This is a genomic window from Nocardiopsis dassonvillei subsp. dassonvillei DSM 43111, from assembly GCF_000092985.1.
GTDB classification, from domain to species: Bacteria; Actinomycetota; Actinomycetes; order Streptosporangiales; family Streptosporangiaceae; genus Nocardiopsis; species Nocardiopsis dassonvillei.
On the sequence record NC_014210.1, the window covers coordinates 2,883,128 to 2,909,285 of the forward strand.

The 26,158-nt window shown below is 73.5% G+C and carries 22 protein-coding genes and 1 riboswitch; of the genes, 11 read left to right on the top strand and 11 right to left on the bottom strand.

Features of this window, described 5'->3' with window-relative positions:
* Positions 1–108: 108 nt before the first annotated feature.
* Complete coding sequence (locus tag NDAS_RS12025) at positions 109–1,065, bottom strand: oxygenase MpaB family protein (RefSeq protein WP_041552733.1); 957 nt, start codon at positions 1,063–1,065, stop codon at positions 109–111.
* 209 nt (positions 1,066–1,274) lie between these two features.
* Between NDAS_RS12025 and NDAS_RS12030 the strand changes: the two genes are divergently transcribed.
* Positions 1,275–1,994, top strand: a complete 720-nt coding sequence (locus NDAS_RS12030; protein WP_013153458.1) for a nuclear transport factor 2 family protein — start codon at positions 1,275–1,277, stop codon at positions 1,992–1,994.
* An 83-nt stretch (positions 1,995–2,077) separates the two neighbouring features.
* Here the strand turns inward: NDAS_RS12030 and NDAS_RS12035 are convergent, their stop codons facing one another.
* Both NDAS_RS12035 and NDAS_RS12040 read right to left on the bottom strand, forming a co-directional pair.
* Complete coding sequence (locus tag NDAS_RS12035) at positions 2,078–2,779, bottom strand: response regulator (RefSeq protein WP_013153459.1); 702 nt, start codon at positions 2,777–2,779, stop codon at positions 2,078–2,080.
* Positions 2,746–4,131, bottom strand: a complete 1,386-nt coding sequence (locus NDAS_RS12040) for a sensor histidine kinase (protein WP_013153460.1) — start codon at positions 4,129–4,131, stop codon at positions 2,746–2,748. The genes NDAS_RS12035 and NDAS_RS12040 overlap by 34 nt, the downstream gene beginning before the upstream one ends.
* Before the next feature lie 195 nt (positions 4,132–4,326).
* Here NDAS_RS12040 and purB point away from each other — a divergent pair, with 195 nt between their 5' ends.
* Positions 4,327–5,757 carry an adenylosuccinate lyase gene (gene purB, locus NDAS_RS12045; protein WP_013153461.1) on the top strand — a complete coding sequence of 477 codons (1,431 nt, stop codon included), beginning with the start codon at positions 4,327–4,329 and terminating at the stop codon, positions 5,755–5,757.
* A gap of 211 nt (positions 5,758–5,968) precedes the next feature.
* Positions 5,969–6,193, top strand: coding sequence for a hypothetical protein (locus NDAS_RS12050; RefSeq protein ID WP_013153462.1), 225 nt, complete (start codon positions 5,969–5,971; stop codon positions 6,191–6,193).
* Between the two features lie 23 nt (positions 6,194–6,216).
* On the opposite strand, the gene NDAS_RS12055 is transcribed toward NDAS_RS12050, so the two are convergent.
* Positions 6,217–7,176 (bottom strand): threonine ammonia-lyase, encoded by a 960-nt coding sequence (locus NDAS_RS12055; protein WP_013153463.1) that lies wholly within the window; start codon positions 7,174–7,176, stop codon positions 6,217–6,219.
* 157 nt (positions 7,177–7,333) lie between these two features.
* A riboswitch (cobalamin riboswitch) is annotated at positions 7,334–7,513 on the top strand.
* Between the two features lie 25 nt (positions 7,514–7,538).
* Here NDAS_RS12055 and NDAS_RS12060 point away from each other — a divergent pair.
* The 3 genes from NDAS_RS12060 to NDAS_RS12070 are packed head-to-tail and all read left to right on the top strand — an operon-like array spanning position 7,539 to position 10,743.
* Entirely contained in the window at positions 7,539–8,585 is a 1,047-nt protein-coding gene (locus tag NDAS_RS12060) for an ABC transporter substrate-binding protein (RefSeq protein ID WP_013153464.1), read from the top strand.
* Between the two features lie 35 nt (positions 8,586–8,620).
* Positions 8,621–9,685 (top strand): FecCD family ABC transporter permease, encoded by a 1,065-nt coding sequence (locus tag NDAS_RS12065; protein WP_041552734.1) that lies wholly within the window; start codon positions 8,621–8,623, stop codon positions 9,683–9,685.
* Positions 9,682–10,743, top strand: coding sequence for a FecCD family ABC transporter permease (locus NDAS_RS12070; RefSeq protein ID WP_013153466.1), 1,062 nt, complete (start codon positions 9,682–9,684; stop codon positions 10,741–10,743). The genes NDAS_RS12065 and NDAS_RS12070 overlap by 4 nt, the downstream gene beginning before the upstream one ends.
* 46 nt (positions 10,744–10,789) lie before the next feature.
* Here the strand turns inward: NDAS_RS12070 and NDAS_RS12075 are convergent, their stop codons facing one another.
* Positions 10,790–12,064 (bottom strand): MFS transporter, encoded by a 1,275-nt coding sequence (locus NDAS_RS12075; protein ID WP_013153467.1) that lies wholly within the window; start codon positions 12,062–12,064, stop codon positions 10,790–10,792.
* A 258-nt stretch (positions 12,065–12,322) separates the two neighbouring features.
* On the opposite strand from NDAS_RS12075, the gene NDAS_RS12080 reads away from it, so the two are divergent.
* The 4 genes from NDAS_RS12080 (at position 12,323) to NDAS_RS12095 (ending at position 15,600) form a co-directional block, all read left to right on the top strand.
* Positions 12,323–13,042 carry a class I SAM-dependent methyltransferase gene (locus NDAS_RS12080; RefSeq protein ID WP_013153468.1) on the top strand — a complete coding sequence of 240 codons (720 nt, stop codon included), beginning with the start codon at positions 12,323–12,325 and terminating at the stop codon, positions 13,040–13,042.
* Positions 13,039–13,830, top strand: coding sequence for a Rossmann-like domain-containing protein (locus NDAS_RS12085; protein ID WP_013153469.1), 792 nt, complete (start codon positions 13,039–13,041; stop codon positions 13,828–13,830). Before NDAS_RS12080 ends, NDAS_RS12085 begins: the two co-directional genes overlap by 4 nt.
* A gap of 87 nt (positions 13,831–13,917) precedes the next feature.
* On the top strand, positions 13,918–14,940 hold the full coding sequence (locus NDAS_RS12090) for a pyridoxal-phosphate dependent enzyme (RefSeq protein ID WP_013153470.1): 1,023 nt from the start codon (positions 13,918–13,920) through the stop codon (positions 14,938–14,940).
* A gap of 66 nt (positions 14,941–15,006) precedes the next feature.
* Positions 15,007–15,600, top strand: coding sequence for a flavin reductase family protein (locus NDAS_RS12095; protein WP_041552735.1), 594 nt, complete (start codon positions 15,007–15,009; stop codon positions 15,598–15,600).
* A gap of 183 nt (positions 15,601–15,783) precedes the next feature.
* Here NDAS_RS12095 and NDAS_RS12100 read toward each other — a convergent pair whose 3' ends face one another.
* The 5 genes from NDAS_RS12100 to NDAS_RS12120 form a co-directional block, all read right to left on the bottom strand.
* Positions 15,784–16,452, bottom strand: a complete 669-nt coding sequence (locus NDAS_RS12100; protein ID WP_013153472.1) for a maleylpyruvate isomerase family mycothiol-dependent enzyme — start codon at positions 16,450–16,452, stop codon at positions 15,784–15,786.
* Positions 16,453–16,552: 100 nt separating this feature from the next.
* Positions 16,553–17,617, bottom strand: coding sequence for a lytic polysaccharide monooxygenase (locus tag NDAS_RS12105; protein ID WP_013153473.1), 1,065 nt, complete (start codon positions 17,615–17,617; stop codon positions 16,553–16,555).
* Between the two features lie 262 nt (positions 17,618–17,879).
* On the bottom strand, positions 17,880–19,313 hold the full coding sequence (locus NDAS_RS12110; RefSeq protein WP_013153474.1) for an endo-1,4-beta-xylanase: 1,434 nt from the start codon (positions 19,311–19,313) through the stop codon (positions 17,880–17,882).
* A 70-nt stretch (positions 19,314–19,383) separates the two neighbouring features.
* Positions 19,384–22,068: a glycoside hydrolase family 48 protein gene (locus NDAS_RS12115; protein ID WP_013153475.1), complete on the bottom strand. Its 2,685-nt coding sequence runs from the start codon at positions 22,066–22,068 to the stop codon at positions 19,384–19,386.
* 434 nt (positions 22,069–22,502) lie between these two features.
* A complete protein-coding gene (locus NDAS_RS12120; protein ID WP_013153476.1) occupies positions 22,503–24,275 on the bottom strand; it encodes a glycoside hydrolase family 6 protein in 1,773 nt (590 codons plus the stop codon).
* Between the two features lie 504 nt (positions 24,276–24,779).
* Here NDAS_RS12120 and NDAS_RS12125 point away from each other — a divergent pair.
* Positions 24,780–25,400 (top strand): FMN reductase, encoded by a 621-nt coding sequence (locus NDAS_RS12125; protein WP_013153477.1) that lies wholly within the window; start codon positions 24,780–24,782, stop codon positions 25,398–25,400.
* 25 nt (positions 25,401–25,425) lie between these two features.
* Here the strand turns inward: NDAS_RS12125 and NDAS_RS12130 are convergent, their stop codons facing one another.
* Positions 25,426–26,151: an SDR family oxidoreductase gene (locus NDAS_RS12130; RefSeq protein WP_013153478.1), complete on the bottom strand. Its 726-nt coding sequence runs from the start codon at positions 26,149–26,151 to the stop codon at positions 25,426–25,428.
* Between the last annotated feature and the right edge of the window lie 7 nt (positions 26,152–26,158).

The following is a 26,158-nucleotide window of genomic DNA, read 5'->3' on the forward strand; positions in this document are numbered from 1 at the left end:
CGCTACCCGGGGCGCTGTCCCGGCCCGGGCCGCCAGCCCCGCGAAGGCGCGACCGCCCGTGCCGGAGCCGGGCGCGGGCCCCTGCTCGTTCGGACCGCGAGCCCGCCTTCAGGCCCCCGCGGCGGCCCGGTCGTCCGCTGGCGGCGGGGAGGGCTCCCCGGCGGGCGCGGAGGGCGCCCGGAAGAGGGTGCGGGCGCGCATCGACCGGAACCCGTTCTCGATCTCGTACCCGGCCTCCAGCAGCCGCTGCCTGGCCTCCTCGGCGCTGCGCACGGTGGCCTCGTCGAAGAGGAGGTTGTAGTAGCGCTCGGGCACCCGGTTGAGCACCGCTCTGAGGGCCCGCAGCGACGCGGTGGCCGCCGCGTCCCCGCCGGGGGCCTCGGGAAGGATCCCGTAGGCGCGGCGCGCCCACGCGGGCAGGGTGGCGTAGGACAGGGCGCCGACCGGGAACCACAGGGGCTTGAGCGGGGCGAGCCAGGACAGGCGCTCGGGCACCTTGGGCCACAGCAGGAAGCGCACCGCCTGCCGGGCCTCGGGGGTGGCGCGCAGGACGGGCCGGACCGAGGCCAGGTAGCGGCGCAGGTCGGCGACCGAACGCGGCACGTCCTCGCGCGACAGGCCCACGTAGGCGGCCGTGTGCGACTGCTCGTCGAGGTAGCGGTCCGCGTCGCGGGCGGTCAGCGCGACGCCCGCGCGCACCGCGTTCTCCAGGTAGGAGGAGACCTCCGCGCAGTGCACCCACACCAGCAGGTCGTGCTGGTCCACCCGGTGCGGGCGGCCGGTGGCCGGGTCGGTGAAGGACAGCGCGCGGTGCACCCGGCGGACGCGCTCGCCGAGCGCGTCCGCCTCGGCGGGGCTGCCGTAGGTGGTGACGGCCACGAAGTGGGCGGTGCGCATCAGGCGGCCGGTGGGGTCGGAGCGAAAGTCCGAGCGCTGCCACACCCCCTGCATGGCCACGGGGTGCAGGGCCTGGAGCATGAGGGCGCGCACGCCCGCCACCCACATCGACCGGTCCAGGTGGATCTTCCAGGTGACGCTCTCGGGGGCGGCGACGGTCGGCTGCATCCGGTCTCCTACGGGCTGCGGGGGGGAGTTCGCACCGTGACGGCTCTGCACCTCCACGATAGGTCCGGTGCTCCCCCGACTCCCGGCGGGTCCGCGACGCGGCCGACTCGTGACCGGGCCTTGGGCGAACCGGGAGGTGGCCCGGGAGCAGTCTGGGTAGTGGGACCGCCCGGTCCGCGGGCGGTCACCGGGAGCCGAGGAGGCGAGCCATGTCCGCCCCACCCCAGGCCCATCCGTCCTTCGACACCGACCGGTACGTCCGTGCCGTGGAGTCGGCCGACGCCGAGGCGATGGTGGCCCAGTACAGCGACGACGCCCGGATGGAGATGATCGACCGGCGGACCCCTCCCAGCGCCCCGGCGGTCCTGCGCGGCAGGGAGGAGATCGGGCAGGCCCTGCGGGACGTCTGTTCGCGCGAGATGACCCATGAGGTGCTCCAGTGCGTGTCCGACGGCGAGCACGTCGCCGTCACCGAGCGGTGCACCTACCCCGACGGCGGCAAGGTCATGAGCATGGCCATGCTGGACCTGCGGGACGGGCGCATCGTGCACGAGTCCGTGGTCCAGGCCTGGGACGAGGGGTCCGTGGACGCCCCCCAGGGGGCCCGGTTCGACGGGGCCGAGCAGACCCAGGAGTTCGAGCGGGGGCGTATGGAGGTCGTCCGCGTCGGCGGACGGGCGGTCACACGTCTGACGCTGATGCCCGGCTGGCGCTGGTCCGAGCACCTGCGGCCCCTCCAGGGCACGGACAGCTGCATGAGGACCCACTGCGGCTACATGGTCTCGGGCTCCCTGGCCTGCCGCATGGACGACGGAACCGAGCGCGAGTTCGGGCGGGGCGACGTCGTCTTCATCCCGCCCGGGCACGACGGCTGGGTCGTGGGCGGGGAGACCGCCGTCATGATCGACTGGTGCGCGGCCGAGTCCTGACGAACGCCCGGCGCCCTCGGTGACCGTGCCGGCCGGCGCGGTCACCGAGGGCGCCGTCCCCGCCGTGCGGGGACGGCCCCGGCTCAGGCGGGGCGGCCGCGCAGGTAGGCCAGGACCGCCTGGACGCGGCGGTGCACCCCGTCGTCCGGGGGCAGGTCGAGCTTGGCCAGGATGTTGCCCACGTGCTTGCCGACGGCGGCGTCGCTGACCACCAGGTGGCGGGCGATCGCCCCGTTGGAGCGGCCCTCGGCCATCAGGGCGAGGACCTCGCGCTCGCGCGGGGTCAGGCGCTCCAGCGGGTCGGCGCGGCGGCGCAGCAGCTGGCGGACCACCTCGGGGTCGACGAAGGTCTCGCCGTCCACCACCCGGCGCAGCACGGAGGCGAACTCGCGGACGTCGCCGACCCTCTGCTTGAGCAGGTAGCCCACGCCCTGACCGCTGCCGGAGTCGAGCAGGTCGGTGGCGTAGCTCAGCTCCACGTACTGGCTCAGCGCGACCACCGCCAGGCCCGGGCGCTCGCGGCGCAGCCGGACGGCGGCCCGCAGCCCCTCGTCGGTGAAGCCGGGCGGCATGCGGATGTCGGTGACCACGAGGCCGGGTCCGTGCTCGGCGACGGCCGACACCAGCGCCTCGGCGTCGCCGACCGAGGCCACGACGGGGAAGCCGAAGCGCTCCAGGATCCCGGACAGCCCCTCTCTGAGCAGCACGCCGTCCTCGGCCAGGACGGTGGGCACCAGGGGCGCGTCGGGGGTCACGCCAGCGGTGTCGGGGGAACGGGTCCGCACGGAAGCTCCACTCGGATTCGGGTAGGTCCGCCCCGGGGGCTGGACAGCTCCATTGTGCCGCCCATGACCGCGACCCGGTCCCCGAGCCCGGTGAGCCCGGACCCGCGTGCGGGGTCGGCGCCGCCCGCGCCGTGGTCGGTGACCTCCACCAGCAGGGTGTCGGGCCGGCCCGGCGCGCCGGGGGCCGTGCTGGCGTGCACGGTGGCGGCGTCGGCCCCGGCGTGCTTGCAGACGTTGGTCAGGGCCTCGGCGACCACGAAGTAGGCCGTGCCCTCCACGTGCGCGGGCAGGCGTTCACCGATCCGCACGTGCACCGTCACGGGCACGGGGCAGCGGTCGGCCAGCTCCTCCAGGGCGGCGGGCAGTCCCCGGTCGGTGAGGACCCGGGGGTGGATGCCGCGCACCAGCTCGCGCAGCTCGGTGATGAGCTCGTCGGCCTTGGCCTGGGCGGCGACCACGCGCTGGTCGGCCTCGCTGCCCTCCTCCAGGTCCAGGCGGGCCACGCCCAGGTCCACGGACAGGGCGACCAGGCGCTGCTGGGCGCCGTCGTGCAGGTCGCGTTCGATGCGCCTGCGCTCGTACTCGAAGGCGTTGACCAGGCGGGCCCGCGACTCGGTGACCTGGTTGAGTTCGGCGTGCAGGACTCCCTTGGGCGGGCCGACCAGCAGGGTGCGGGCCAGCAGGGAGTGCAGGCACGCCATGGCCGCCGACGCGTAGAGCAGGACGACCAGCAGCGGCGGGGCCAGGAGGGTGTAGGGCACCGCCTCGGCGCTGGAGGTGAGCGTCACGAGGCCGAGGTTGACGACGGAGCCGGGGCTGTCGTCCAGCAGGAGCGGACCGGAGGCCAGGACGATCACGAGCAGCAGCAGGAAGCCGGTGAGCATGGCGTTGACCCCCGCCAGGGGGAGCATCAGCCCCGCGTAGGCCACCTCCCGCCAGGTGGCGGCCTCGGTGTAGCGGGTGCGCACCCACCCCCACAGCCCGGGGACCGGTTCGCGGTGCCCGCTCTCCCGGGGGCCGCCCCCGACCAGGCCCAGGCGCCAGCGCTCCAGCGCGCCCAGGGGGATTGCGACCAGCGGTCCGAACAGGAACGTGAACGCCAGGCACAGGGCCAGCACCAGCACGATGCCGCCGTAGTCGAAGGCCTCGATCCCTCCGCTCCAGGCCATGAACAGCGCCACCCAGGGGGCCAGGACGGGCGAGGCGACGAAGAACAGGACGGAGGCCACCAGGACGGTGCCGCCGCTGTAGGCGAGACCGCGCCAGGGCCAGGAGGTGAGCAGGAAACGCCTCGTCGTGAGCGCCTGGAACAGGGCGCGCGGCGGGTTCGGGGACTCCGCGGGAGTGGTCATGGGCCAACGTTAGGCAGGCCCGGCGCGGGCCGGAATCGGCCGCGCCACCGGGTCGGGGGTGGGGCTGGCCCTACCTTCCTGGCCCCGGTTCCGGGCGTTCGCCGACCGACCTGCGTCGCCGCCGTTGCGGGCCGGGTGCCTTCGGGGGGAGTGGCCGCGCGTGCGCCGCAGCTCAGGACGATAGGGTCGGACGACGTGAGTGCGAAACCGCTGATCCCTGATGTCCTGGCTGCCCGCTACGCGTCCGCGGAGCTGACCCGGCTGTGGTCCCCCGAGTACAAGGTGGTCGCCGAGCGGCGGCTGTGGCTGGCCGTGCTGCGCGCCCAGGCGCGTCTGGGCGTGGACGTCCCGGCCGGTGTGGTCGAGGACTACGAGAAGGTCCTGGAGCAGGTGGACCTGGCCTCCATCGCCGAACGCGAGCGGGTCACCCGCCACGACGTCAAGGCCCGCATCGAGGAGTTCAACGCCCTCGCCGGGCACGAGCACGTGCACAAGGGCATGACCTCGCGCGACCTGACCGAGAACGTCGAGCAGCTCCAGGTGCGCGACAGCCTGCTGCTGGCCCGCGACCGGGTGGTGGCGCTGCTGGCGCGGCTGGGGAGGCTCTCGGCCGAGTACGGCGAGACGGTGATGGCGGGCCGCTCCCACAACGTGGCGGCGCAGGCCACGACGCTCGGCAAGCGGTTCGCGTCGATCGCCGACGAGGTGCTGGTCGCCCACGGGCGGCTGGAGGAGCTGATCTCCCGCTACCCGCTGCGCGGGATCAAGGGCCCGGTGGGCACCGCGCAGGACATGCTGGACCTGCTGGGCGGGGACCGCGCCGCGCTCAGCGCGCTGGAGGACGGGGTGGCCTCCCACCTCGGGTTCGAGCGGCGCTTCACCAGCGTGGGCCAGGTCTACCCGCGCTCGCTGGACTTCGAGGTGCTGACCGCGCTGGTGCAGCTGGCCGCCGGTCCCTCCTCGCTGGCCAAGACGATCCGCCTGATGGCCGGGCACGAGCTGGTCACCGAGGGGTTCGCCGAGGGTCAGGTGGGCTCCTCGGCCATGCCGCACAAGATGAACACGCGCTCGTGCGAGCGGGTCAACGGGCTGACCGTGATCCTGCGCGGGTACGCGTCCATGGCCGGTGAACTGGCCGGGGACCAGTGGAACGAGGGCGACGTGTCCTGCTCGGTGGTGCGCCGGGTGGCCCTGCCGGACGCGTTCTTCGCCTTCGACGGGCTGGTGGAGACGATGCTGACGGTGCTGGACGAGTTCGGGGCCTTCCCCGCGGTGGTCTCCGCCGAGCTCGACCGCTACCTGCCGTTCCTGGCCACGACCAAGATGCTCATGGCCGCGGTGCGCGCCGGGGTGGGCCGCGAGACCGCCCACGAGCTGATCAAGGAGCACGCGGTGGGCTCGGCCCTGGCCATGCGCCAGGAGGGTGCGGGCAACCGGCTGCTGGACCGCCTGGCCGAGGACGGGCGCTTCCCGCTCGGCAGGGAGGAGCTGGACGCGCTGCTGGCCGACCGGATCACCTTCACCGGCGCCGCCGCCGACCAGGTGGCCGCCGTGGTGGGGCGGATCGACGCGATCGTGGCCGCGCACCCGGAGGCGGCCGCCTACTCCCCCGGTTCGATCCTGTAGGGGAATCCGGGTTCGCCTGGCGAGGGGCCGGGGACGGCGCCGCGGCGCCGTCCCCGGCCCCTCGCCGTGTGGGCGGACGGACGTGCTGCGGGCGGACGCGCGGTGGCGCGCGTATGACCCAGTTCACCGCCGCTGACACTCGGCCCGAAAGTTAACACCTATTACGGTTGGGTTGTCGGCACGTCCAACCCCCGATCCCCTCGGAGCACCCATGATCGACCCCGATTCCTTCGGTACCGCGCTGTGGACCGTGCTGATCGTCGCCGCGGTCGTCATCGCCTTCGGGCTCGCCGCGCTGTCGGACATGGCCATGCGCCGCCGCGAGGACCGTGCCGCGCGCGCCGCCGGGCGCGACAACCCCGTGGCGGCGCGTGCGGGCGAGCGGCAGCGCGTGAACGGGAGCGGTCCCGCCGGCGGCGGGGGCTCCCGAGCCTGAGACCGCGGTGCCGCCCGCGCGGCTCACGCCACCAGGCGGGCGAACAGCCCCGGGTCGGCGTTGCCCCCCGAGACGACCGCGACCGTCTCCTGCGGGCGGCCGGGCGCGGTGGGCACCCGGCCCGCCAGGACCGCGGCGGCGGCCAGGGCCCCGCTGGGCTCGGCGACCAGGCGCGCCCCGTGGGCGAGGGCGGCGACGGCGCGGGCGATCTCCTCCTCGGTCACGGTGACGACCTCGTCCAGGCGGGCGCGCAGGTGGGCGAAGGTCAGCTCGGACAGGCACACGCGCACCCCGTCGGCCATGGTGCGGTGGGTGCGCTCGGGCGGCCAGGTGACCAGGCTTCCGGTGCGCAGGCTCTCGGCGGCGTCGGCGGCCAGTTCGGGCTCCACCCCCACGACGCGGACCCGGCGCGGGCCCGCGGCGGCCAGCGCGGCGGTGGCCACCCCCGAGGCGAGCCCGCCTCCGCCCACGGGCACGACGACGGTCGCGACCCCGGGCGACTGCTCCAGGATCTCCAGGCCGACCGTGCCCTGGCCCGCGATGACGCTCGGGTCGTCGAAGGGCGGGACCAGGGCGAGCCCCTCCTCGTCCCGGAGCCTGCGGGCGGTGGCCTCCCGCTCCCGGGGGGCGACCATGACGATGCGGGCTCCCAGGGCGCGCATGCGGTCGACCTTCACCCCGGGCGCGCCCTCGGGGACGACGACGGTGCAGGGCACCCCGTGCCGGGCGGCGGCGTGGGCGAGCGCCTGGCCGTGGTTGCCCGAGGAGTGGGTCACCACACCGCTTCGGCGCTGGTCGGGGTCGAGCAGGGCGACGGCGTTGGTGGCGCCGCGCAGCTTGAAGGCCCCGGTGGGCTGGAGGCTCTCGGGTTTGAGCAGGAACGGCGGCCCTCCGGCGGGGCCCGCCGTCAGCGGGGTGCGCACCACCTCCCCGCGCAGGCGTTCCCGGGCGGCGCGGACGTCCTCCACCGTGATCAGTTCCATGCGCCCTCTATGCCCGGTCCCGGTCCGGCCACGCGTGCGGACGGCGCTCCGCCGGTCGGGCGGCTCGCGGGGGGTCCGGTCGTCGGCCGGGAGGGGAGCGGGTCTCGCGGAAGGGACCCGCGTGCACTACCGTGGCCGGTTGACTGTCAGCACAAGTCCATATCGTCGACGTCGCAGTGCACGGGAAGCCGGTGGAAGTCCGGCGCGGTCCTCGCCACTGTGACCGGAGTGCGCCTCCCGCACGCCACTGGGCCGGACACGGCTTGGGAAGGGTGGGGGCGCGGGGCCAGAGCCCGACTCCGGGAGCCAGGAGACCGGCTGCGACCGTCCGCGTCATCAGACCACGAAGGATGGTTTGTTCGATGAAGCCCACCGGGGCACGCGCGGTCCGGTACCGCCTGCCCGCCTGCGCCGCCCTCGCCCTGCTCCTGGCCACGACCGCCTGCGGCGGGGGCTCCGCCGCCCCCTCCCCCGAGGCTGCCGGGGAGACGATCCGCAACTGCGGCGTCGACGTGGCCGCGGACAGCCCGCCGGAACGGGTGTTCGCCGCCTACCAGCCCGCCATCGAGACCGCCCACGCGCTGGGCCTCAGCGACCGCCTGGTGGGGACGGCGTTCCTGGACGCCGCCGTCCTGGAGGAGTACGCCGACGCCCAGGCCGGGCAGGAGTACTACCCCAACCTGCCCAGCCGGGAGGAACTGCTCAGCCACGGGCCCGACTTCGTGCTCGCCGGGTTCAACGACGTGTTCACCGACGAGAACCTCGGTACGCGGGCCTCCCTGCGCGAGCTGGGCATCGGCAGCTGGATCCCGGCTCCGCTGTGCCCTAGCGGGGACGGCCGCACCGACGCGACCATCGACCCGGCCTCGGTGACGATGGACAACGTCTACGCCGACCTGCGGAACCTGGGCGCCCTGTTCGACGCGCGCGAGCGCGCCGAAGAGGTCATCGCGGACATGGAGGGCACGATAGGCGGGGTCACCGAGGCCCTGGAGGGCGGCGTGCCTGAGGAGGACCGGCCCTCGGTGATGGTCGGCCGCCCCAGCGACCAGGGGTTCCGGGTGGCCGGCGGGCAGGACTTCTCCACCGAGATCATCCGGCTGGCCGGAGGCGTCAACGCCTTCGCCGACCTGGACGGCGGTCGCAACCACGACGTGGCCGTCGAGGACGTGATCGCGCGCGACCCCGACTTCATCCTGGTCGACGTGTGCTGCGACGCGCGGATGACCGCCGCCGACGCCGCCCCGGACGTGGAGCGGATCACGGCCGATCCCGTGCTGGCCAACCTGACCGCGGTCACCGAGGAGCAGGTGGAGGAGTTCACCTTCGCCGACCGTTCCGCGGGTGTGCGCAGCGCGGCCGCGGTGGAGACGGTCGCCCGGATCCTGCACCCCGGCCTGTTCGGGTAGGCGGGCCGGTGGCCCCCCATGTGGCCGGGAGGCCCGTGACGGCCGTGCCCTCGGGAGTCCGGCGCCGGCTGCGGGCCGCGGCCGACGGTTCCGGGGTTCTCGTCAGTGCCCGCGCCCGCGTCGCCGGGTTGGCGGTGGCGCTGCTGGTCCTGGCCGCGACCCTGCTGGCGTCGGTCCTGGTCGGTTACGAGCGGCTGTCCGTGGCCGACGTGTACCTCGCCTACGCCGGTTTCACCGGTTCGGACACCGACTTGGTCGTGCGGCACCTGCGTGTGCCGCGTACCCTGGCCGGGCTGGCGGTCGGCGCGGCCCTGGGCGTGTCCGGGGTCCTGGCGCAGGGGGTGACCCGCAACCCCCTCGGTGACCCCGGCGTCCTCGGCATCAACGCGGGCGCCTCCCTGGCGGCGGTCCTCGCGATCAGCGTGTTCGGGGTGTCCGCGCTACTGGGCTACGTCGGCTTCGCCTTCGCGGGCGCGGCGGTCGCCGCCTGCGTGGTCCACGCCGTGGGGTCGCTGGGTCCGGAGGGGGCCAGTCCGGTCAGGCTCACGCTCGCCGGAGCCGCGGTCTCGGCCCTGCTGGCTTCGCTGACCTCGGCGATCGTCCTGCGCGACCGCGCGAGCCTGGACGAGTACCGGTTCTGGGTGGTGGGCTCGCTGGCGGGTGCCGACGGCGCGGCGCTGCTCCAGGCGCTGCCGTTCCTGGCCGCCGGGCTGGTGACGGCGGTGGCGGTGGCCCGGTCCCTGAACGCGGTGGCGCTCGGCGACGAGCTGGCCCGCTCCCTGGGGACACGGCTGTGGCTGGTGCGCGGGACGAGCGCCCTGGCGGTGGTGCTCCTGGCGGGGACGGCGACGGCCGTGGCGGGTCCGATCGGCTTCGTCGGGGTCGCCGTGCCGCACGTGGCGCGGGTCCTGGTCGGCCCCGACCACCGATGGGTGCTGCCCTGGTCGGCGGTGCTGGCGCCCGTCCTGTTGTTGGCGGCCGACGTCGCGGGCCGGGTGGTGGCGCGTCCCGAGGAGTTGCAGGTCGGCGTCCTCACCGCTCTCATCGGTGCGCCGTTCTTCGTCCTCGTGGTGCGCGGGCGAAGGGTGGCGGGGCCGTGACGGCGCGCTCCGGGGCCCTGGGTCCCCGAACGGGGGTGGCCCGCCTGGGCGGACTGTCGGTACGGGTGTACTGGCCCGCGGTACTGCTCGGCGGCCTGCTCACCGCCCTGGCCGCGGCGGTGGCCCTGGTCTCGCTGACCCTGGGGGACTTCGAGCTGGGCGTGAGCGAGGTGGTGGACGCGCTCACCGGCCGTGCCGGGGTGATGGTGACGCACGTGGTGGTGGAGATGCGGCTGCCGCGTGTGCTCACCGCGCTGGGTGTGGGCGCCGCACTGGCGCTCTCGGGGGCGCTGCTGCAACGGCTGGCGCACAACCCGCTGGTCAGCCCGGACGTCATCGGGGTCAGCGCGGGCGCGACGACCGCGGCGGTGCTCGCCATCGTCGTCTTCGGCGGCACGGCGGCGGCGATCGCGGCCAGCGCGCTGGCGGGGGCCGTGGCCACCGCGTTCCTGCTGTACCTGCTCGCCTACCGGCGCGGTGTCAGCGGGCAGCGGCTGGTCCTGGTGGGGATCGCGGTCACCGCGGTGCTGGGCGCGGTGACGTCGTACCTGCTCACCCGCACGGAGCTCGCCACGGCGCAGCGCGCCATGCTCTGGCTCACCGGCAGCCTGGCCAACCGGGACTGGCCGCACGTGGTGACGGTGGCGGTGGGGTTGGCCGTCCTGGCTCCGACCACGTTCCTGTCGGCCCGACCGCTGTCCCTGCTCCAGCTCGGGGAGGACGCGGCGACCGCCCTGGGCGGCCGGGTGCGGCTCGCCCGGGGCGCCCTGCTGTTCACCTCCGCCGCGCTCGCGGCCACGGCCACCGCCGTCGCCGGTCCCGTCGCGTTCGTCGCCCTGGTGGCCCCGCAGATCGTGCGGCGGCTGCTGGGCGGACGCGCCCTCGGGCTGCTGCCCTGCGCCGCCTGCGGAGCGCTCCTGACGGCCGTTGCGGACCTGGTCGCGCGCACCGCCTTCGGGGGGAGCGAACTGCCGGTCGGGGTGGTCACCGGGGCGCTGGGCGCCCCCTTCCTGCTGTACCTGCTGGCCCGCGGCGGCAGGGCGGGACGGGACCGGTGAACACCCGGGGCGCCGCCCCGGCAGGTCCCCGGGGGAGCCTTCCCGGTCAGGCGGCTCGCGGGGCCGGGGCCCCATGGCCTCCCATGGCGAAGTGGCGCGAACCGGGGGCGAGCGCCGCGGCCCCCGGGGCCAGGAAGCACAGGGCGGCGCACACGACCAGGACCGCCTCCGTGCCGAAGGCCTGGGTGGCCGGGGCGATCAGCGCGAGCCCGACCGGGGCCAGGCCGTAGGAGAACAGGAAGTCCAGGGAGGAGACGCGGGCGAGCTTGTCGGGCGCGACCTCGCGCTGGGCGGCGGTGAACCACGGGACGTTGAACAGTTCGATCCCGACCCCCGCCAGGGCGTAGGCGGCGAACACCGTCCACGGGCCCACGGGGAGGAGCAGGCTCAGCGGCGCGAGCCCGTACAGGGCCAGGCCCGCCAGCGCCACCCACCCCTGGGAGGAGGGGCGCCAGCGCCCGATCAGCAGCGCCCCGGCCAGCGCGCCGCCGGTGTAGGCGGTCAGCGCGCCCGCCAGCACCGCCTCGGTGCCGTAGGTGTCGCGGCTGACAACCGGGAGCAGCACGCCCGTGGCGGAGTACCCGGTGGCGATCACCGCCGTCAGGGCGCCCAGCCCCGCGAGGAACCACGTGTGGCGCCGGGCCTCGCGCAGCCCGTCGCGGAAGTCGGCGACCGGGGAGAAGCCGCGCGCGGGCACCGCTCCCGGGGCGGGCGCGCTCCGGCCCCGGGGCGGGGCCAGGGCGGCGACCGCCCAGAGCGCGGCGGTGACCAGGAGGAGGGCGTGCACGCCCAGGACCGTGGAGAGCAGCGCCGTCGCCCCCGGGGCGACCAGGGTGGTGACCCGCACGGAGATGGTGAGCGCCGCGTTGGCGCGCTGGCGCCGCGGCTCGTCCACGACCTCGGCGGTCAGCGCCTGGAAGGCGGGTCTACAGGCTCCCTGGCCCGCGCCCACGGCCGCCGCGGCCACGGCCGCGAGCGCCAGGGCGCCGGTCGCCACGCCCGCGGCGACCAGCGGAGTGGCCGCCGCCGCGAGGACCCCGGCCCACAGCACCACCGCGCGGCGGGAGAGCCGGTCGGCCAGCAGGCCGCCGAGCGGCAGGGCGAGGAGGAACCCGCCGGTACGGGTGGCCAGGAGCAGGCCGAGCCCCATGGCGGTGAGCGATCCGTCCAGGACGGCCAGGCCGAGGATGAACGGCATGGCCCACGTGGCCAGTCCCGAGGCGGTGCTCCCCGACCACAGGCGGAGGAAGGCGGGGTCCGAGAACACGTGCGCGCGCGGTGGGGCCGTGGGCACAGTGCCGGTCTGCTGGGGGTGGGCCACGTCTTTCCACGTCCTCTCCGCGGATGGTCACCGGCGGGGCGCGCTGGCGCCGCCCCCGCCCGGGCGCGTCCGTCGCGGGCCCGTCCGCCGCGCGGCGCCCGGGGCCATGGAACACCCCCGGGAACGCGAACTCCGACCCCACTAATGACAATGGTTATCGTTTTATCTACAATAGCGCGCGGACTCCGGTACTCAGAACATCCGGCGCTCCCCGTTGGTGTCCCGTGTTACTCCCGACCCCCTTTTGGAAGGACGACCGTGGACCGCTCCCTCGTGGACCAACTGCCCCCACCGCTACCCGCCGAACAGATCCTCGCCGTCAACCCGCCGCGCGAGGACCTGCACACCACCCGCTCCTACACCTGGAACGGCTGGGGGTTCGAGGTACCGCCCGGCGTCTTCCTCCCCGGCGGGACCAGCAGGATGATCCACCAGCGCATCCTGGACGACGACATCGACGTGCGCGGACGGCACTACGCCGCCATGGGCGTGGGCCTGGGCGTGGAGGCCGTCGCCGCCGGAGCGCGCGGCGCCCGCCGGGTCCACGCCGCCGACGTCCACGGCCCCAGCGTCGAGGCCGCCGCCCGCAACTTCACACGCCTGCTCGGGGACCGCACCGCCACCGAACTCGTCCCCGTGACCGGCGACATGTTCGAGGGCTTCCCGGACGGGACCGCGCTCGACGTGGTCACCTTCAACCCGCCCGCGGTCAGCCGGACGGTCAGCACCGACCCCGACGTCGTGCGCAACGTGTGCGTGGGCGCGGCGATCACGGAGAAGTTCTTCACCCAGCTGGCCGAGCGCCCGCTGCTGGCCCCCGGCGCGGAGGTCTTCCTCATCGCCTCCAACACCGCCGACCTGCGCCGCATCGTCGCCCACGCGGAGGCCACCGGCTTCCGGGCCGGGGTGCACCACCGGCACGACTGGGGCGACGGGGTCCTGACCTACCTGTTCCGCTTCCAGGAGGCCGGGAGATGACCCTCGACGACCTCCTGCGCGACGCCGTCGGCCGGGTCGGCGACACCGTGGCCACCAGCGTCTTCTGGCTCCACCACGGCACCCGCCTGGCCGGGGGCGACACCACCTACCTCAACCACTACGTCGCCGTGCGCGTCGGCGGTGCCTTCGGGGCCTGCGCCTTCGAGGACGGGCAGATCGCGCCGGAGCTGTGCCGCGAGGCCTCGGGCGCCCCGCTGGCCGAACTGCTCGCCCAGGGGCCCCTCCCCCTGCGGGTGGCCGCCCTGGACGCCCACCTCGCCCACACCTCGCCGCACCGCGAGGACCCCCGGGCCGAACCGGTCACCCTGCCCGCCGGAACGCCCGAACAGCGCGCGCGGGCCCGGGACGCCGCCGTCGCCGGTCTCGTCCCCATCACCGAGGGCGCGCGGATCGCGCTGATCGGCGTCGTCAACCCCCTCGTGGCCGCCATCCGCGAACGCGGCGGCGAGTGCCTGCCCTGCGACCTCAACCTGCGCACCACCCGCTGGGGCGACCCCGTCTCGGAGTCCATGGAGGAGGTGGTCGACGCGGCCGACGCCGTCGTGGCCACCGGCATGACCCTGGGCAACGGCACCTTCGACCCGCTCCTGGCACGGTGCCGCGGGCGCGGCGTCCCCCTGTACGTCTACGCCCAGAGCGCGAGCGCGGTGGCGCGCGCCTTCCTCGGCCGCGGAGTCGACGGAGTCTCCGCCGAGCCCTTCCCCTTCTCCCAGTTCAGCGCCGACCCCACGCGGCTCTACCGCTACCGGGCGACCCCGGCGGCCTGAACACCCACGCCCTCCTCCCGGGCGGGCGCGTGCACCTTCGCGTTCCGGAGCACGCGCCCGCCCCAGCCACCAGTAAGGAGAACGACCGTGGACGAGCACGTCTCCGAAGCGATCGGCCGCCCCGACCTCATCGACCTGGGCGGCGGACTGCTGTGCCTGCGGTTCGAGACCCTCAAGGCCCTCTCGGCCCTGGCCGCCGTCCGCCACCTCGTCGAGAGCGGCGCCGTCCGCCCCGGCGACACCGTGGTGGACAGCTCCAGCGGCGTCTACGCGCACGCGCTGGCGCTGGCCTGCCACCGGTACGGCCTGCGATGTCACATCATCGGCTCCACCACCGTGGACCGCACCCTGCGCGTACAGCTGGAGGTGCTGGGCGTACGCCTGGAACAGATGGAGTCCACCGACGACCTGCGCCTGGACCAGAACCGCCGGGTGCGCCGGGTCCGGGAGGTCCTGGCCGCCCACCCGGACCACCACTGGATGCGCCAGTACCACGACCCCCTCCACTACCTGGGCTACCGCGAGGTCGCCGAGACGGTCCGCCGGGAGACGGCGGGCGCGGACCTCACGCTCGTGGGGGGTGTGGGAACGGGCGTGTCCACCGGCGCGCTGGGCACCTACCTGCGCGAGGCCGACCCGGGCACCCGCCTGGTGGGGGTGCAGCCGTTCGGCAGCGTCACCTTCGCCAGCGACGGCGTGCCCGACAAGGACATCATCATCGCGGGGATCGGCAGCGCCATCCCCTTCGGCAACGTCGACCACACCCTCTACGACACCGTGCACTGGACCGGTTTCACCGCGGCCCTGGCCGGAACGGTCGACCTGCTGCGGCGGCACGCCGTGTTCGCGGGGCTCTCCAGCGGCGCCGCCTACCTGGCCGCCCGGTGGGAGCTGGGGCTCTCCCCCGGCCGGACGGTGGTGTTCGTCGCCGCGGACACCGGCCACCGCTACACCGAGTCGGTGTTCGCCCGCCACCGGGAGGCCGAGGCGGTGGAGGACCTCAAGCCGCTGGACGTCACCGGAACCTCCGAGCTGCGCCTGCCCTGGGCGCGCATGGAGTGGCGCCGGTCCGGGGCGCCGCGGCAGGCGGAGTTCGACCGCACGGCCTGAGGCCGGACGCGCGGGCGCGGGGCGGCGGTGGCCGCGCCCGCGCGCGGGGCGGGATAATCGATGCCGATGCGTACCGAATGGACACCGCAAGACCTGCCCGGACGAGCGTTCTACCAGCTGATGACGGCCGTGATCCTGCCGCGACCGATCGCGTGGGTCTCCACCACGTCGGCGGCGGGCGTGGACAACCTGGCGCCGCACTCCTTCTTCACCGTCGCGTGCACCCAGCCGCCGATCGTGCAGTTCACCTCGGTGCGGCGCAAGGACTCGCTGCGCAACGTGGAGGAGACCGGCGAGTTCGTGGTCAACCTGGCCCCGGAGCCGATGCGGGAACAGGTCAACGCCAGCGGCACCTCCTACCCGCCGGAGGTGAGCGAGTTCGAGGCCCTGGGGATCGGGCGCGAGCCCAGCGCGTCGGTGCGCCCGCCCCGGGTGGCCGACTCCCCGGTGGCGCTGGAGTGCGTGCTGCACTCGACGGTGGGCCTGGGCGACTCGACGGTGGTGTTCGGCCGGGTGGTGCGGGCGGCCGTGGACGAGTCGGTGCTGGTGGACGGACACCCCGAGGCGACCCTGCTGCGACCGCTGGCGCGGCTGGGCCGAGACGAGTGGTCCACGCTGGGCGAGGTGCGGGCCCTCCCGCGGATCCCGTACCGGCCCTGACCGGCGGCTCCCGGCGACGACCCCGGTGGGCGGCTCCGGCCGCCGTCGGGCGGCCGACCCGGCATGCGGAGAGTCCGTCCCGACCGGCGGAGGCCGTCCGGACCGCCGCTTCCGGCCCGTCCGGCCGGAAGCGGCGGGCCCGGGTCCCGCACGGGTGATTCGGACACACCCGTCGTTCCCCGGTCAGACCCGCAGGTCGGTCTCCGGGAAGGGGAAGGCCGACAGGCGGTACAGGACGTCGGCGGGGTCGCCGCTCCAGTCCATGGCGCGTATCTGGGCGGCGCTGCGGCGGCCGGTGGCGGCGCGCACCAGCTCGAAGGCCGTGGCCGACCACTCCAGGTCGGCCCGCTCCCCGAAGGCCCACTCCTGGCCGGTGTCCGCGGCCGCCACGCGCACCCCGGGCAGCTCGGGGGACCACGCGCGGGCCGTCGCGCCCAGGACGAAGGCGGCCAGTTCGTCGGCGTGCTCGGGCTGGGCGGGCATCCCCAGCGCGCCCCGGACGTCGTTCTCGTGGTGCCACACGTCGATCGCGGGCAGCGAGTAGCGGGCCCGGGTCCGGGTGGCGAAGACCTCCAGCAGGGCCGGGGTGTCCGCGCGCCAGGCCGCGCAGAGCGCGGCGATGTCCAGGTGCTCGCGCTCGGCCACCTGGCGGGCGGTGACGGCGTCGTCGGCCGGGGGCGTGACCCGTTCCGCGGGCACGTCGGCGCAGAGCCCGGCCAGGTGCGCGTAGGTCTGCCGGACGGTCCACGCGGGCAGGGCGGGAACGGGCGTGGCGAGCTGCTCCGCGCTCAGGTCGTCGGCGAGCGCGAGCATGCGCTCCTGGCAGGAGGTGTAGATCTTCGCGGTGTTCATGGCGCCACGGTACCGAACGCTGTTCGGTACCGTGGCGCCGGGACCGCGCGGGCCTTCACGGCCCTCGTGTGGGGGGTACGGTCCCTCCGGGATGGTCAGGTCACGGCTCCTGGCAGGTCACCCGCGGCTCGATGTTCACGTTCCCCGAGGTGGCGGTGAACCCGAAGCTGGCGCTCTCCCCGGCCGCGAGCGAGCCGTTGTGCGCGGCGTTCCTGGCCTCGAAGTGGGCGCCGTGGTTGACGAGCGAGGCGTTCCAGGCGCTGCTGACCGCCTGGCCGTTGGCGAACACCCAGTCCACCATCCAGCCGTCGGTCCCGTTCTCGCCCGCGGTGACCTCGACCTCGGCCTGGAAGCCGCCCTGCCACTCGTTGAGGACCGTGTACTCGGCCGTGCAGTACTCACCCGCCGGCGGGTCCGTGGGCTCCGGCTCCGGCTCCGGCTCCGGCTCGGGTTCCGGCTCCGGCTCCGGCTCGGGGTCCGGGTTGCCGCCCGAGCCCCCTTCGAAGACCACGTCGGAGCAGTTGTAGAACGCCTCGGGGCTGTCGGAGCGCTCCCACACCACGTAGATGACGTGCTGGCCCTCCTTGTCGGGCAGGTCCACGTCCCAGTAGTACTCGGCTCCGGCGACGCCGCCGCTGCGCAGCGGCGGGTCGGTGACCTCGTCGATGAGCTCCAGGGAGTCCCAGGTCAGCGCGTCGGTCGCGGGGTCGAACCCGTCCTCGGTGACGTAGGTGTAGAAGGTGCCCGGGTGCGCGGCCCAGGCGTTGTGGTGGAACTCCACCGTCGTGTCGGCGGGCAGCTCGGTGGTCGGCCAGTCGGCGCGGACCGCGTTGAAGGCGGAGAAGCTGTCGGTGGGTCCGCACAGCTCGCCGTCGGCCACGAACTCCTGGTGCCGCCCGTCGGAGTTGCTGATGAGGTTGCCGAACCAGTTCCAGAACGGGTAGTTGCCGCCCTCGGCCAGCGCGTCGGCGCAGGCGTCGTTGGTCGGCGCGAGCGCGCCGCCGCTGCTGCCGCCGGTGGCGTCCTGGAAGCAGGCGTAGGTGCGGCTGGCCGGGTAGGTGAACGCGCCGTGGGCCTGGGCCGTGTCGGGCAGCGCGACGACGGTGGTGCCGACGGCGAGGCCGCCGAGCGCCACGGCCATGGCGAGGGTGCTGCGTGACCGCATGGGCCACTCCAATCTCTGTGGGGGGTGCCCGGCCGCACCGGGGCGGTGCGGCCGGGGCGGGTGGTCTGTTCCCTCAGCGGGATCAGCGGGTGTGTCGGGTCGGGTGGTCACCGGGTTACGGGGACTCCGGGTTGTGGGGGTACTGGGTCACGGGGATCCCGGGTCGTCGGGGCTCTGGGTTGCAGGGGCTCTGGGTTGCAGGGGCACTGTGTTGCAGGGGCACTGGGTCGTAGGGGCACGGAAAGAGCAGGGTGCGGGCGGGTCAGGACGCGCTGCACGTCAGCTCGGGGGTCGAGACACCGCCGCTGGAGTTGCCGACGAACCCGAACGAGGTCGACTGCCCCGCCGCCAGCACGCCGTTGTAACCCACGTTCGTCGCGGTCACACTGCCACCGCTGCCCGACACCGACGCGTTCCAGGCGTGCGAGACACTCTCACCGCTACCGAAGGTCCACTCCACGGTCCACCCCGACAGAGCCGCACCCGCCGTCACCGTCACCTGCGCCTGGAAACCCCCCTGCCACTGGTTCGTCACCGAGTACACCGCCTCACACTCACCCGACGGCGGGTCGGTCGGATCAGGATCCGGGCCGGGGCCGGGGTCGCCGCCGAGCGCCTCGTGGATCGACCAGTAGGCGGGCTTGGGCTCGTAGTTCTCGTCGATGGGCAGCGCCGCGCCCTGGCCCGGGAAGGTACCGGGAACCCAGGAGTGGGCGTCGGTGACGCCCCACACGATCACACCCGAGCACCCGTCGACCGCGTAGCAGGCGTTGACCACCTGCTCGTAGTCCCTGGCCTGCTGCTCCAGTTTCTGCTGGGTGACGGGCAGCTGGATGCGGATGTCCAGCTCGGTGATCATCACCTCCAGGCCCAGGTCCACGAAGCGCTGGATGTTCTGCTGGACGCTGGAGGGGACCTGCCCCGCGATGAGGTGGCCCTGGAAGCCGATGCCGTCGATCGGCACGCCCTGCGCCAGCAGGTCCCGGACCAGGTCGTAGTAGGCGTCGCTCTTGGCGTTGATCCCGTCGATGTTGTAGTCGTTGATGAACAGGCGGGCGTCGGGGTCGGCCCGGTCGGCCATCCGGAAGGCCTCCGCGATGAAGTCCTCCCCCAGCGTCCGGTAGAAGACCGAGTCGCGGAACCGGGCGTCGTCCCCGATGGGCTCGTTGACCACGTCCCAGGTGGCGATGTCGTCGCGGTAGCGCCCCACGGTGGTGCTGATGTGGGTGTCCATGACGTCCAGCAGCTGGCCCTCGGTGAAGGTGCCGTCCCTCACCCACGAGGGCAGCTGGCTGTGCCACACCAGCGTGTGGCCGTGGATCAGCTGGTCGTTCTGCTGGGCGAAGTCCACGATGCGGTCGGCGTTGGTCCAGTTGAACTGTCCGGGCTGGGGCTGGACGGTCTCCCACTTGAGGTCGTTCTCGTGGGTGACGGAGTTGAACTCGGTCGCGGCGGTCTGCGCGTAGGCCGCCTGGTTCAGGTGCTGCGGCGCGACCGCGGTGCCCATGCGCAGCCCGCGCTGGTCGGCGAGTTCGCGCAGGGTGGCCTGTTGGGCCCGGGCCGCCTCCTGCGCCGTGAGCGCGGTGTCCTCGGCGTGGGCGGCGGCGGTCAGGCCGCCCGTGACCAGGCTGAGGGCGAGGGCGACCGCGGCCGCGGCCCCTCCTCGGAGCCGTCTTCGCCCCTTGGTGACCAACATGGTGCTCCTTTCTTCTGTGGGGGTCGGGGGCGGGCGCCGTCGGCGCCCGCCCCCGTGCGGCTACGGCCGGTCAGGCGCCGTCGCCGAACAACTCGCCGTGGGTGGCGAGGGCTGTGGCCACGTCCACCTGCGCCCAGAAGCGGTGGTAGGTGAACTCGGGCACCGGTCCCCCGTTGAGGTACTCCTCGACCTGGGGCCAGTTCGGGTCGTCCTCGTAGAAGGACCGGATGGACAGGAACGTGGAGTCGGAGTCGACCGGGTCCCCGTTGGGCATCTGGCCGGTCCATCCCTGGGGGATGTAGAGGCCGCCGTCGGGGGCGCCGAACTCGTCGTCGAAGCGGGCGTAGTCGGCCCGCGTCTCGGGAACGGCGACGCCCAGGTCGTCCTGGTTGGCCAGGAGGGCGTCGAGCAGGCCCTCGGCCGTCGCGCGGGACTCGGCGTCACCGGTGGCGGCGGCGTAGTGCATGAGGGTCTTGGCCAGGCCCGCGGCGATGCCGACGTCCTGCCCGTGCGAGACGACCTCCACGCTCAGGTCGGGGTTGCCCGTGGACTCGCCCGTCCAGGTGTCGGGCTGGCCGCTCCACTCCATGTCGGCGGGGATGGCGAACTCGCCGTTCTCTCCGACGGTGGTGTTGGCGATCGCCCAGGGCACCCAGTCGTCCAGGATGTCCCCGGCGCGCTCGTCACCGGTGATGCGGTAGTACTCGGCCACCCGTTCCATGTCCCAGACCTGGAAGCCGAACCAGCGGTTGGACGGCGGGTCGTGCCAGACGGGCTTCTCGTCGTAGAACATGCCGTAGAAGGTGGGCGTGCCCGAGGGAGGCTGGGCGTAGGTGCCCTCCCAGCTGTTGGTCGCGCCGCCCGCGATGGCGCCGTCGGAGGACTGGAGCCACTCCAGGAACTCCAGCTGCCGGTCGAGGCTGGTGCCCCAGTCCTGGGTGCCGGTGGCCGACTCCGGCTGGAGCGCGGACACCTCCGAGAGCGCGTAGGCCGCCATCACGTTCTGGTAGCCCTGGTGGGCGGAGGATCCGCCGATGCGCCAGGCCCAGGGGTACTGGGCGCTCTCCAGCGCGCCGCCCCAGGAGTAGTACCAGGCCATGAGGTAGTGCGCGGAGTCCTTGCCCGATCCGGGCGGGCAGGACTGGGGGTCGACGCAGTCGCCGATCTCCTTGAAGTACTTGTCGAACATGGCGTAGCGCAGGTAGTCGCCCATCATCGCCGCGTTGGAGACGTTCTCGGCGATCGCGCCCTCGTTGCCCTGCTCCGAGGCCCACTCGTGCGCCAGGTAGGCCACCTGCACGGCGCGCGCGTCGGCGTCGGGGGCGTTGGTGTAGCGCCACTGCTCGGAGTAGTTGTCGTCGTCGGTGAACAGGTCGAGGAACCCGTTCTCGCCGCCGTGCTGGAAGGTCTCGCAGGACGGGTGCGGCACGGTCTCCCAGACCGACTCGTTGGAGCCGCGCTGGAAGGTGTTGATGTAGGCGGGGGCCTCGTCGGTGCCGTCGCCGCAGAACCCGTAGCCGTAGGTGTTGTCCACGTCCAGCAGCCAGTGCATGCCGTAGACCTCGTCGGTGCCGTAGGTGCTGCTCAGCTCCTGGGCGAGCGGGTCCTGCCCCGCCTCGACCGAGTCGTCCAGCGGCATCGGGTAGTCGCTCGGGTCGAGCGACTCGGGGATGTAGGTCGCCGGGGACGACGGGTCGTAGGAGCCGTTCGTGGGCTGGTCGGCCGTACCCGGGATGATGAAGGCCTCCATGGACTCCCACGCGGAGTTGAAGGGCTCCCAGTCACCGGTGATCCTGCCGTAGGTCGCCTCCAGCCACAGGTAGTAGCTGTAGGCCTCGGAGGTGGTGGCGTGGCCGTGGTCGGGCGCCTCCACGATCAGGGTCTCCACCGAGTGGTACGGCACGAGGAGGCCGTCGAACTCGCGGAAGTAGCCGCTGTCGGGGTCCTTGATCTTGTCGTACTGGGTGAGGAACTCCTCCTCGTAGGCGTTGGAGGCGCCGGAGAGTTCGCGCGCGGTGACGACCACGGGGTCGTAGCCCTCGGCGGAGACGGTGAACTCGGCCTGGGCGGGGTCGCCCGAGCCGTCGCCGGAGGAGGCGACCGTCACCTCCTGCGGGGTGTCCCAGTCGGCTTCACCGAAGGTCAGCGAGGCGCCCGAGGCCACCGACAGGGTCGGGCTGCCGGAGGTGCGCTCCACGCTGACGGCCACGTCCTCGGCGGGCGCCTCGGACAGGGCCACGTCGAAGGCGGTCTCGCCGCCGGGCGCCAGGGTGACCGAGTCGGGGTCCACGACCAGGGTCGGGTCCTCGGGCTCGGGCTCCTCGTCCTCGCCCGCGCAGTCCAGGCCGTTGAGGGTGAAGTCGGTGGGTGCCTCGTTGGCACCGCTGTAGGTGGCCTGGAAGCCGAACGTGGCGGTCTGGCCGGAGGCGAGGCCGGGTGCCCAGGAGGGGCCGCTGGCGGTCACGGAGCTGCCGCTCTGGGAGACCTGCGCGCTCCAGCTGTTGCTGATGCGCTGGTTGCCGGAGAACTCCCAGCCCAGCGTCCAGTTGGAGACGGACTCGGCCTCGTTGGTGACCGAGACCTCGGCCGTGAAACCCGAGCCCCAGTCGTTGAGTTGGTAGTCGACGGAGCAAATCGGTGCGGCCTGCGCGGGCGCGGCCGGAAGGAGGGCGGCTAGGAGCACCGCTCCGAGGAGCGCGGGCGCGGGTCTGCGCCAGCGCGCCGTGCGGCGCGGGCCGGGGCGGGGGGTGGTCACGTGTCCTCCTCGGACAGGTTCTCCGTTCCCCTCCGCGGTCCCGCGCGCCGGAGGACGGCGCCGGGGCGGAGCTCTCCGATGGGGGAGGCGGCGGGGTCGGAGTGCGGGTGTGGGGGGAGGGAGCCGGGTACGACGCTGTGACCTGCGGCTCGTTGCCCGGGTCGGGCCGGTGCGCGTCCGGTGGTTTTCCGGAATTCGGACGCCCGTTTTGCGCACACCTTGCGGGAGCGCTCCCAGGCATCGTGGGGCGAAGTTAACATCCACGACACACGGAGACAACGGGTGCAAACATGGTGACTACTCGTTAAGTTCCCGGGGCCCCGGGGCGGGCCGGACCGCCCCGGGGAGCCTCGGAGCGCAGTGCGGAGCGGAGGTGCCCGCCCGCGTCGGACGGGCACCCCTCGTATCACCGCACCGGCGGGCGGTCGCCGTTCCTACTGGATGGGCGGGTAGGCGTTGGCCAAAAGCTCCTGGAACTGCGCGGAGAACCAGTGCCCCGAGATCGGCGCGTTGGGCAGCGCACCGCTCATGTTGTAGTTGTTGCGCGGGTTGCCCTCATAGGTCGGATCGCACATCCGGTCGAACCCCTTGCCCTCGGGGTTCTCGATGAACTCACTGGACCCGTCGGACTCACCCGGCGGCTTCATCCACACATAGGCGTCGATCCCCGCCTCCGGAGCGGCCTGGGGGCGCTCACCCAGCCCCGCACCGGACTGGTTGCACCAGTTCCCCGACTGGAGACGGCGGTCGTAGCGGCCCCCGTCCACGTAGGCGTTCACATCCGTGCTCGGCCCCGGCCCGTCCGGGCGGTCCGGCCCACCCCACCCGTTACGGGAGGTGTCGATGAGCATCCCGATCCCCGAATCGAACCCCTGACCCACCAGCTCCTCACGCAGAGCCTGGGCGAAGGACAACTCGTCGGTGAACTGGTTCCAGTCCACCCACTCCGACTGGCGCACCGGCGTACCGGCGATGGTCTGGTCGACGGAGAAGTTGTCCTCCACCAGAGCCGAGTAGTTCGCGGTGTTGGCGATGAACCCGTGCACATCGTCGGGGCTGGCACCGGCGGCGTTGGCCGCCTCGAAGAACAGCGCCGCCGAGGCGGTGAAGTTGTCCTGCCAACCGATCCACCCGTGGTGGCCGGCGTCGACGTAGTTGTAGACGTTGTCGATCGCGCCCAGCTGCGCCAGCGCGTAGCCCACCCCCTCGACGTAGTTGCCGTTGGCCAGCATCTCGTCGCAGTTCTCGGTCGCGGTCTCGCGCGGGGAGACGTTGGTGACCAGGTTGGGCAGCGAGTCGATCTCGACCGTGGTCACCACCCGCAGCTCGGTGTCCTCGTAATCGGCCAGGATCTGGGCGATGGGATCGATGTAGTCGTTCTTGTACCGGTCGATCTCGTCCGGGCCCAGCTCGCCGTTGGAGGCCAAAGCGGCGCAGTCACGGCCGGGCAGGTTGTAGATGACCACCTGGAACACCAGGGGTTCACCGTTGGCCTGGGCCAGGGCCTCGTCCAGGTGGTCGCGCAGTCCCATGCTGCCGGTGGTGGGGCTGTCGTTGCCCTCGATGGCGCTGATGCGGTCCAGCCACACCCCGGTGGGCTCGTCGGCCACGGCGTCCCCGCCGGGCTCGGCGGCGGCGTTGGCCGACCAGATCGGGTTGACGTACACCTCAGCGCCCACGTACGGGTTGTCCACCCGCTCGCCCGTACCGGGGTCCGGGTCCGGATCGGGGTCGGGGTCAGGGTCGGGATCGGGGTCGGGGCCGGGGTCGACCAGGCCCTCACAGGCCACACCGTTCAGGGTGAACTCGGCGGGGACGGCGTTGGCGCCCGAGTACGTGGCCTGGAAGCCGAAGGTGGCCGTGCCGTCCGTCGCGATCGCGCCGTTGTACCCGGCGTCGGTGGCCGAGACGCTCTGTCCGCTCTGGGTGACGGTGCCGTTCCAGGAGTTGGTGATCCGCTGGTTTCCGGCGAAGTCCCATTCCAGGGTCCAGCCGTTGACCGCGTCGCCGAGGTTGGTGATCTCCACGCTCGCGGTGAACCCGGAGCCCCAGTCGTTGAGTTGGTAGTCGACCTCGCAACCGGCCGCCGCGCTGGCGGGGGCGGGCACGGCCGTGGCCAGTGCGGCGCCCACGATCAGGGCCGATGTCGCGGCGAGGCCGCGCCGTGCGCCCGGACGTCTGTCCGGAGTGCGCAGGATTCTGCTCATCTCTTGCTTTTCCTCATGGTTGGGGGGTGGTGCCAGAGGGACGAGAGTGTCGGGGCACGGGGCCGCCGACTGATGCGTGGAATCCGGATGGTGATGCGGGTGGTGCGGGTGGTGCGCGGGGCACGTCGTCCTCCGGGGAGGGTGCGGCGACGCGGGGGATGACCCCATGGGTGGGAGCGCTCCCAGAACAGGAGTGCGGAGGGCGGGAACGGGATGGGTCGGAAATGCGGACACTCACGCTCCCCCAAGCGCAACCCGAATCAATGTGATCCAGGTCATGCGGGAGCGCTCCCATGAGAATAACCACCACGGCTTCACATGTAAACACCCCGTAAAAAACAGCGTTCGGCAGCACGGCCGACCCCGGAGGACCCCGACTCCGCGGCGGACGCCCGCCCCCCACCCCGGGGGTGCCCCCGCGGGAATAGCCGGGACGGGCGCGCCGTTCCTCTGGTAGTTTCGCCAATAAACTACTTCTCAAGAAGCTTTTTACTAGGGGGACAGATGGCGACCCGCACACTGGTGACCGTCTCGGCGGGGATGAGCACGCCGTCCTCGACCCGCCTGCTCGCCGACCGGCTGACCGCCGCCGCCGAGGCCTCGCTGCGCGAGCGCGGCGACGAGGTCCGCACCCGCACCGTGGAGCTGCGCGAGGTGGCGCACGACATCGTGAACGCGATGACCACCCGGGTGCCCACCGGTGAGCTGCGCGGTGTGCTGGAGGACGTCGCCGGAGCCGACGGGATTATCGCGGTGACCCCGGTGTTCAACGCCTCCTACAGCGGCCTGTTCAAGTCCTTCTTCGACGTGGTCGACCCCGAGGACCTGGACGGCATGCCGGTGCTGATCGGCGCGACCGGCGGCAGCCCGCGCCACTCGCTGGTGCTGGAGCACGCGCTGCGGCCGATGTTCGCCCACACCCGCTCGGTGGTCGCGCCCACCGGCGTGTACGCGGCCTCGGAGGACTGGGGCTCGGGCGAGGGCGGCGGCCGCGAGCTGACCCAGCGCGTCGAGCGCGCCGGACGCCAGCTCGCGGCGCTGGCCGCGGACCGCTCCCCCGAGGCCGCGGACCCCTACGAGGAGCCGGTTCCCTTCGCCGACCTGATGTCGGGTCTGGGCGCCTGACCGGCCGCCCGCCGCCTGTCCGGGGTCACCAGGGGACGGCGCCCTCGTCGTCGAAGAAGCCGCCGCGCGGTCCGTCGTCGGGCAGGGTGGCGAGCCGGATCGCGATCGCCGCGCCCTGCTCGGGCGTGCGTGGCGCGTTGAACCCGGTGAAGTCGGTCGCCACGTAGCCCGGGCAGGCGGCGTTGACGATGACGTTCGTGTCGGCGAACCGGCGGGCGTACTGCGCCGTGACGCTGTTGAGCAGGGTCTTGGACGGCGCGTACGCGGCCAGGACCGGGCCGGTCCGCAGCGTCAGCGAGCCCATGTTGCTCGACATGTTGACGATGCGCGGCGAGCTCGCGCGGCCGAGCAGCGGCAGCATCGCGTTCGTCACCCGCACGACCCCGAACACGTTCGTGTCCAGGACCTCGCGGAGGACGTCGAGGTCGAGGGTGGTCGGGTCCTGGGCGCCGCCGTCGGCGCGGCCGGCGATGCCCGCGTTGTTGACGAGCACGTCGAGCCGCCCCGCCTCGCGCTCGATCGTCTTCGCCGCGGCGGAGACGCTGTCGTCGCTCGTGACGTCGAGGGCGACGCCGAACGCGTCGGCGCCCGCCGCGCGCAGCCGCTCGACGGCCTCCTTCCTCCTGGCGTCGTCGCGGGCCCCCACCGCGACCGTGAAGCCCAACTCCCCCAGGCCCTGGGCGATGGCGAAACCGATTCCCTTGTTCGCGCCGGTGACCAGCGCGGTCTTCGTGTCGTTCACGGAGTCCATGCTCGGC

Coding starts and splice junctions, on each gene's coding strand:
- NDAS_RS12025 (WP_041552733.1), bottom strand. CDS start 1,065: ATGCAGCCGACCGTCGCCGCCCCCGAGAGCGTCACCTGGAAGATCCAC.
- NDAS_RS12120 (WP_013153476.1), bottom strand. CDS start 24,275: ATGAGCAGAATCCTGCGCACTCCGGACAGACGTCCGGGCGCACGGCGC.
- NDAS_RS12030 (WP_013153458.1), top strand. CDS start 1,275: ATGTCCGCCCCACCCCAGGCCCATCCGTCCTTCGACACCGACCGGTAC.
- NDAS_RS12040 (WP_013153460.1), bottom strand. CDS start 4,131: ATGACCACTCCCGCGGAGTCCCCGAACCCGCCGCGCGCCCTGTTCCAG.
- NDAS_RS12130 (WP_013153478.1), bottom strand. CDS start 26,151: ATGGACTCCGTGAACGACACGAAGACCGCGCTGGTCACCGGCGCGAAC.
- NDAS_RS12060 (WP_013153464.1), top strand. CDS start 7,539: ATGAAGCCCACCGGGGCACGCGCGGTCCGGTACCGCCTGCCCGCCTGC.
- NDAS_RS12050 (WP_013153462.1), top strand. CDS start 5,969: ATGATCGACCCCGATTCCTTCGGTACCGCGCTGTGGACCGTGCTGATC.
- NDAS_RS12125 (WP_013153477.1), top strand. CDS start 24,780: ATGGCGACCCGCACACTGGTGACCGTCTCGGCGGGGATGAGCACGCCG.
- NDAS_RS12100 (WP_013153472.1), bottom strand. CDS start 16,452: ATGAACACCGCGAAGATCTACACCTCCTGCCAGGAGCGCATGCTCGCG.
- NDAS_RS12055 (WP_013153463.1), bottom strand. CDS start 7,176: ATGGAACTGATCACGGTGGAGGACGTCCGCGCCGCCCGGGAACGCCTG.
- NDAS_RS12110 (WP_013153474.1), bottom strand. CDS start 19,313: ATGTTGGTCACCAAGGGGCGAAGACGGCTCCGAGGAGGGGCCGCGGCC.
- NDAS_RS12095 (WP_041552735.1), top strand. CDS start 15,007: ATGCGTACCGAATGGACACCGCAAGACCTGCCCGGACGAGCGTTCTAC.
- NDAS_RS12105 (WP_013153473.1), bottom strand. CDS start 17,617: ATGCGGTCACGCAGCACCCTCGCCATGGCCGTGGCGCTCGGCGGCCTC.
- NDAS_RS12085 (WP_013153469.1), top strand. CDS start 13,039: ATGACCCTCGACGACCTCCTGCGCGACGCCGTCGGCCGGGTCGGCGAC.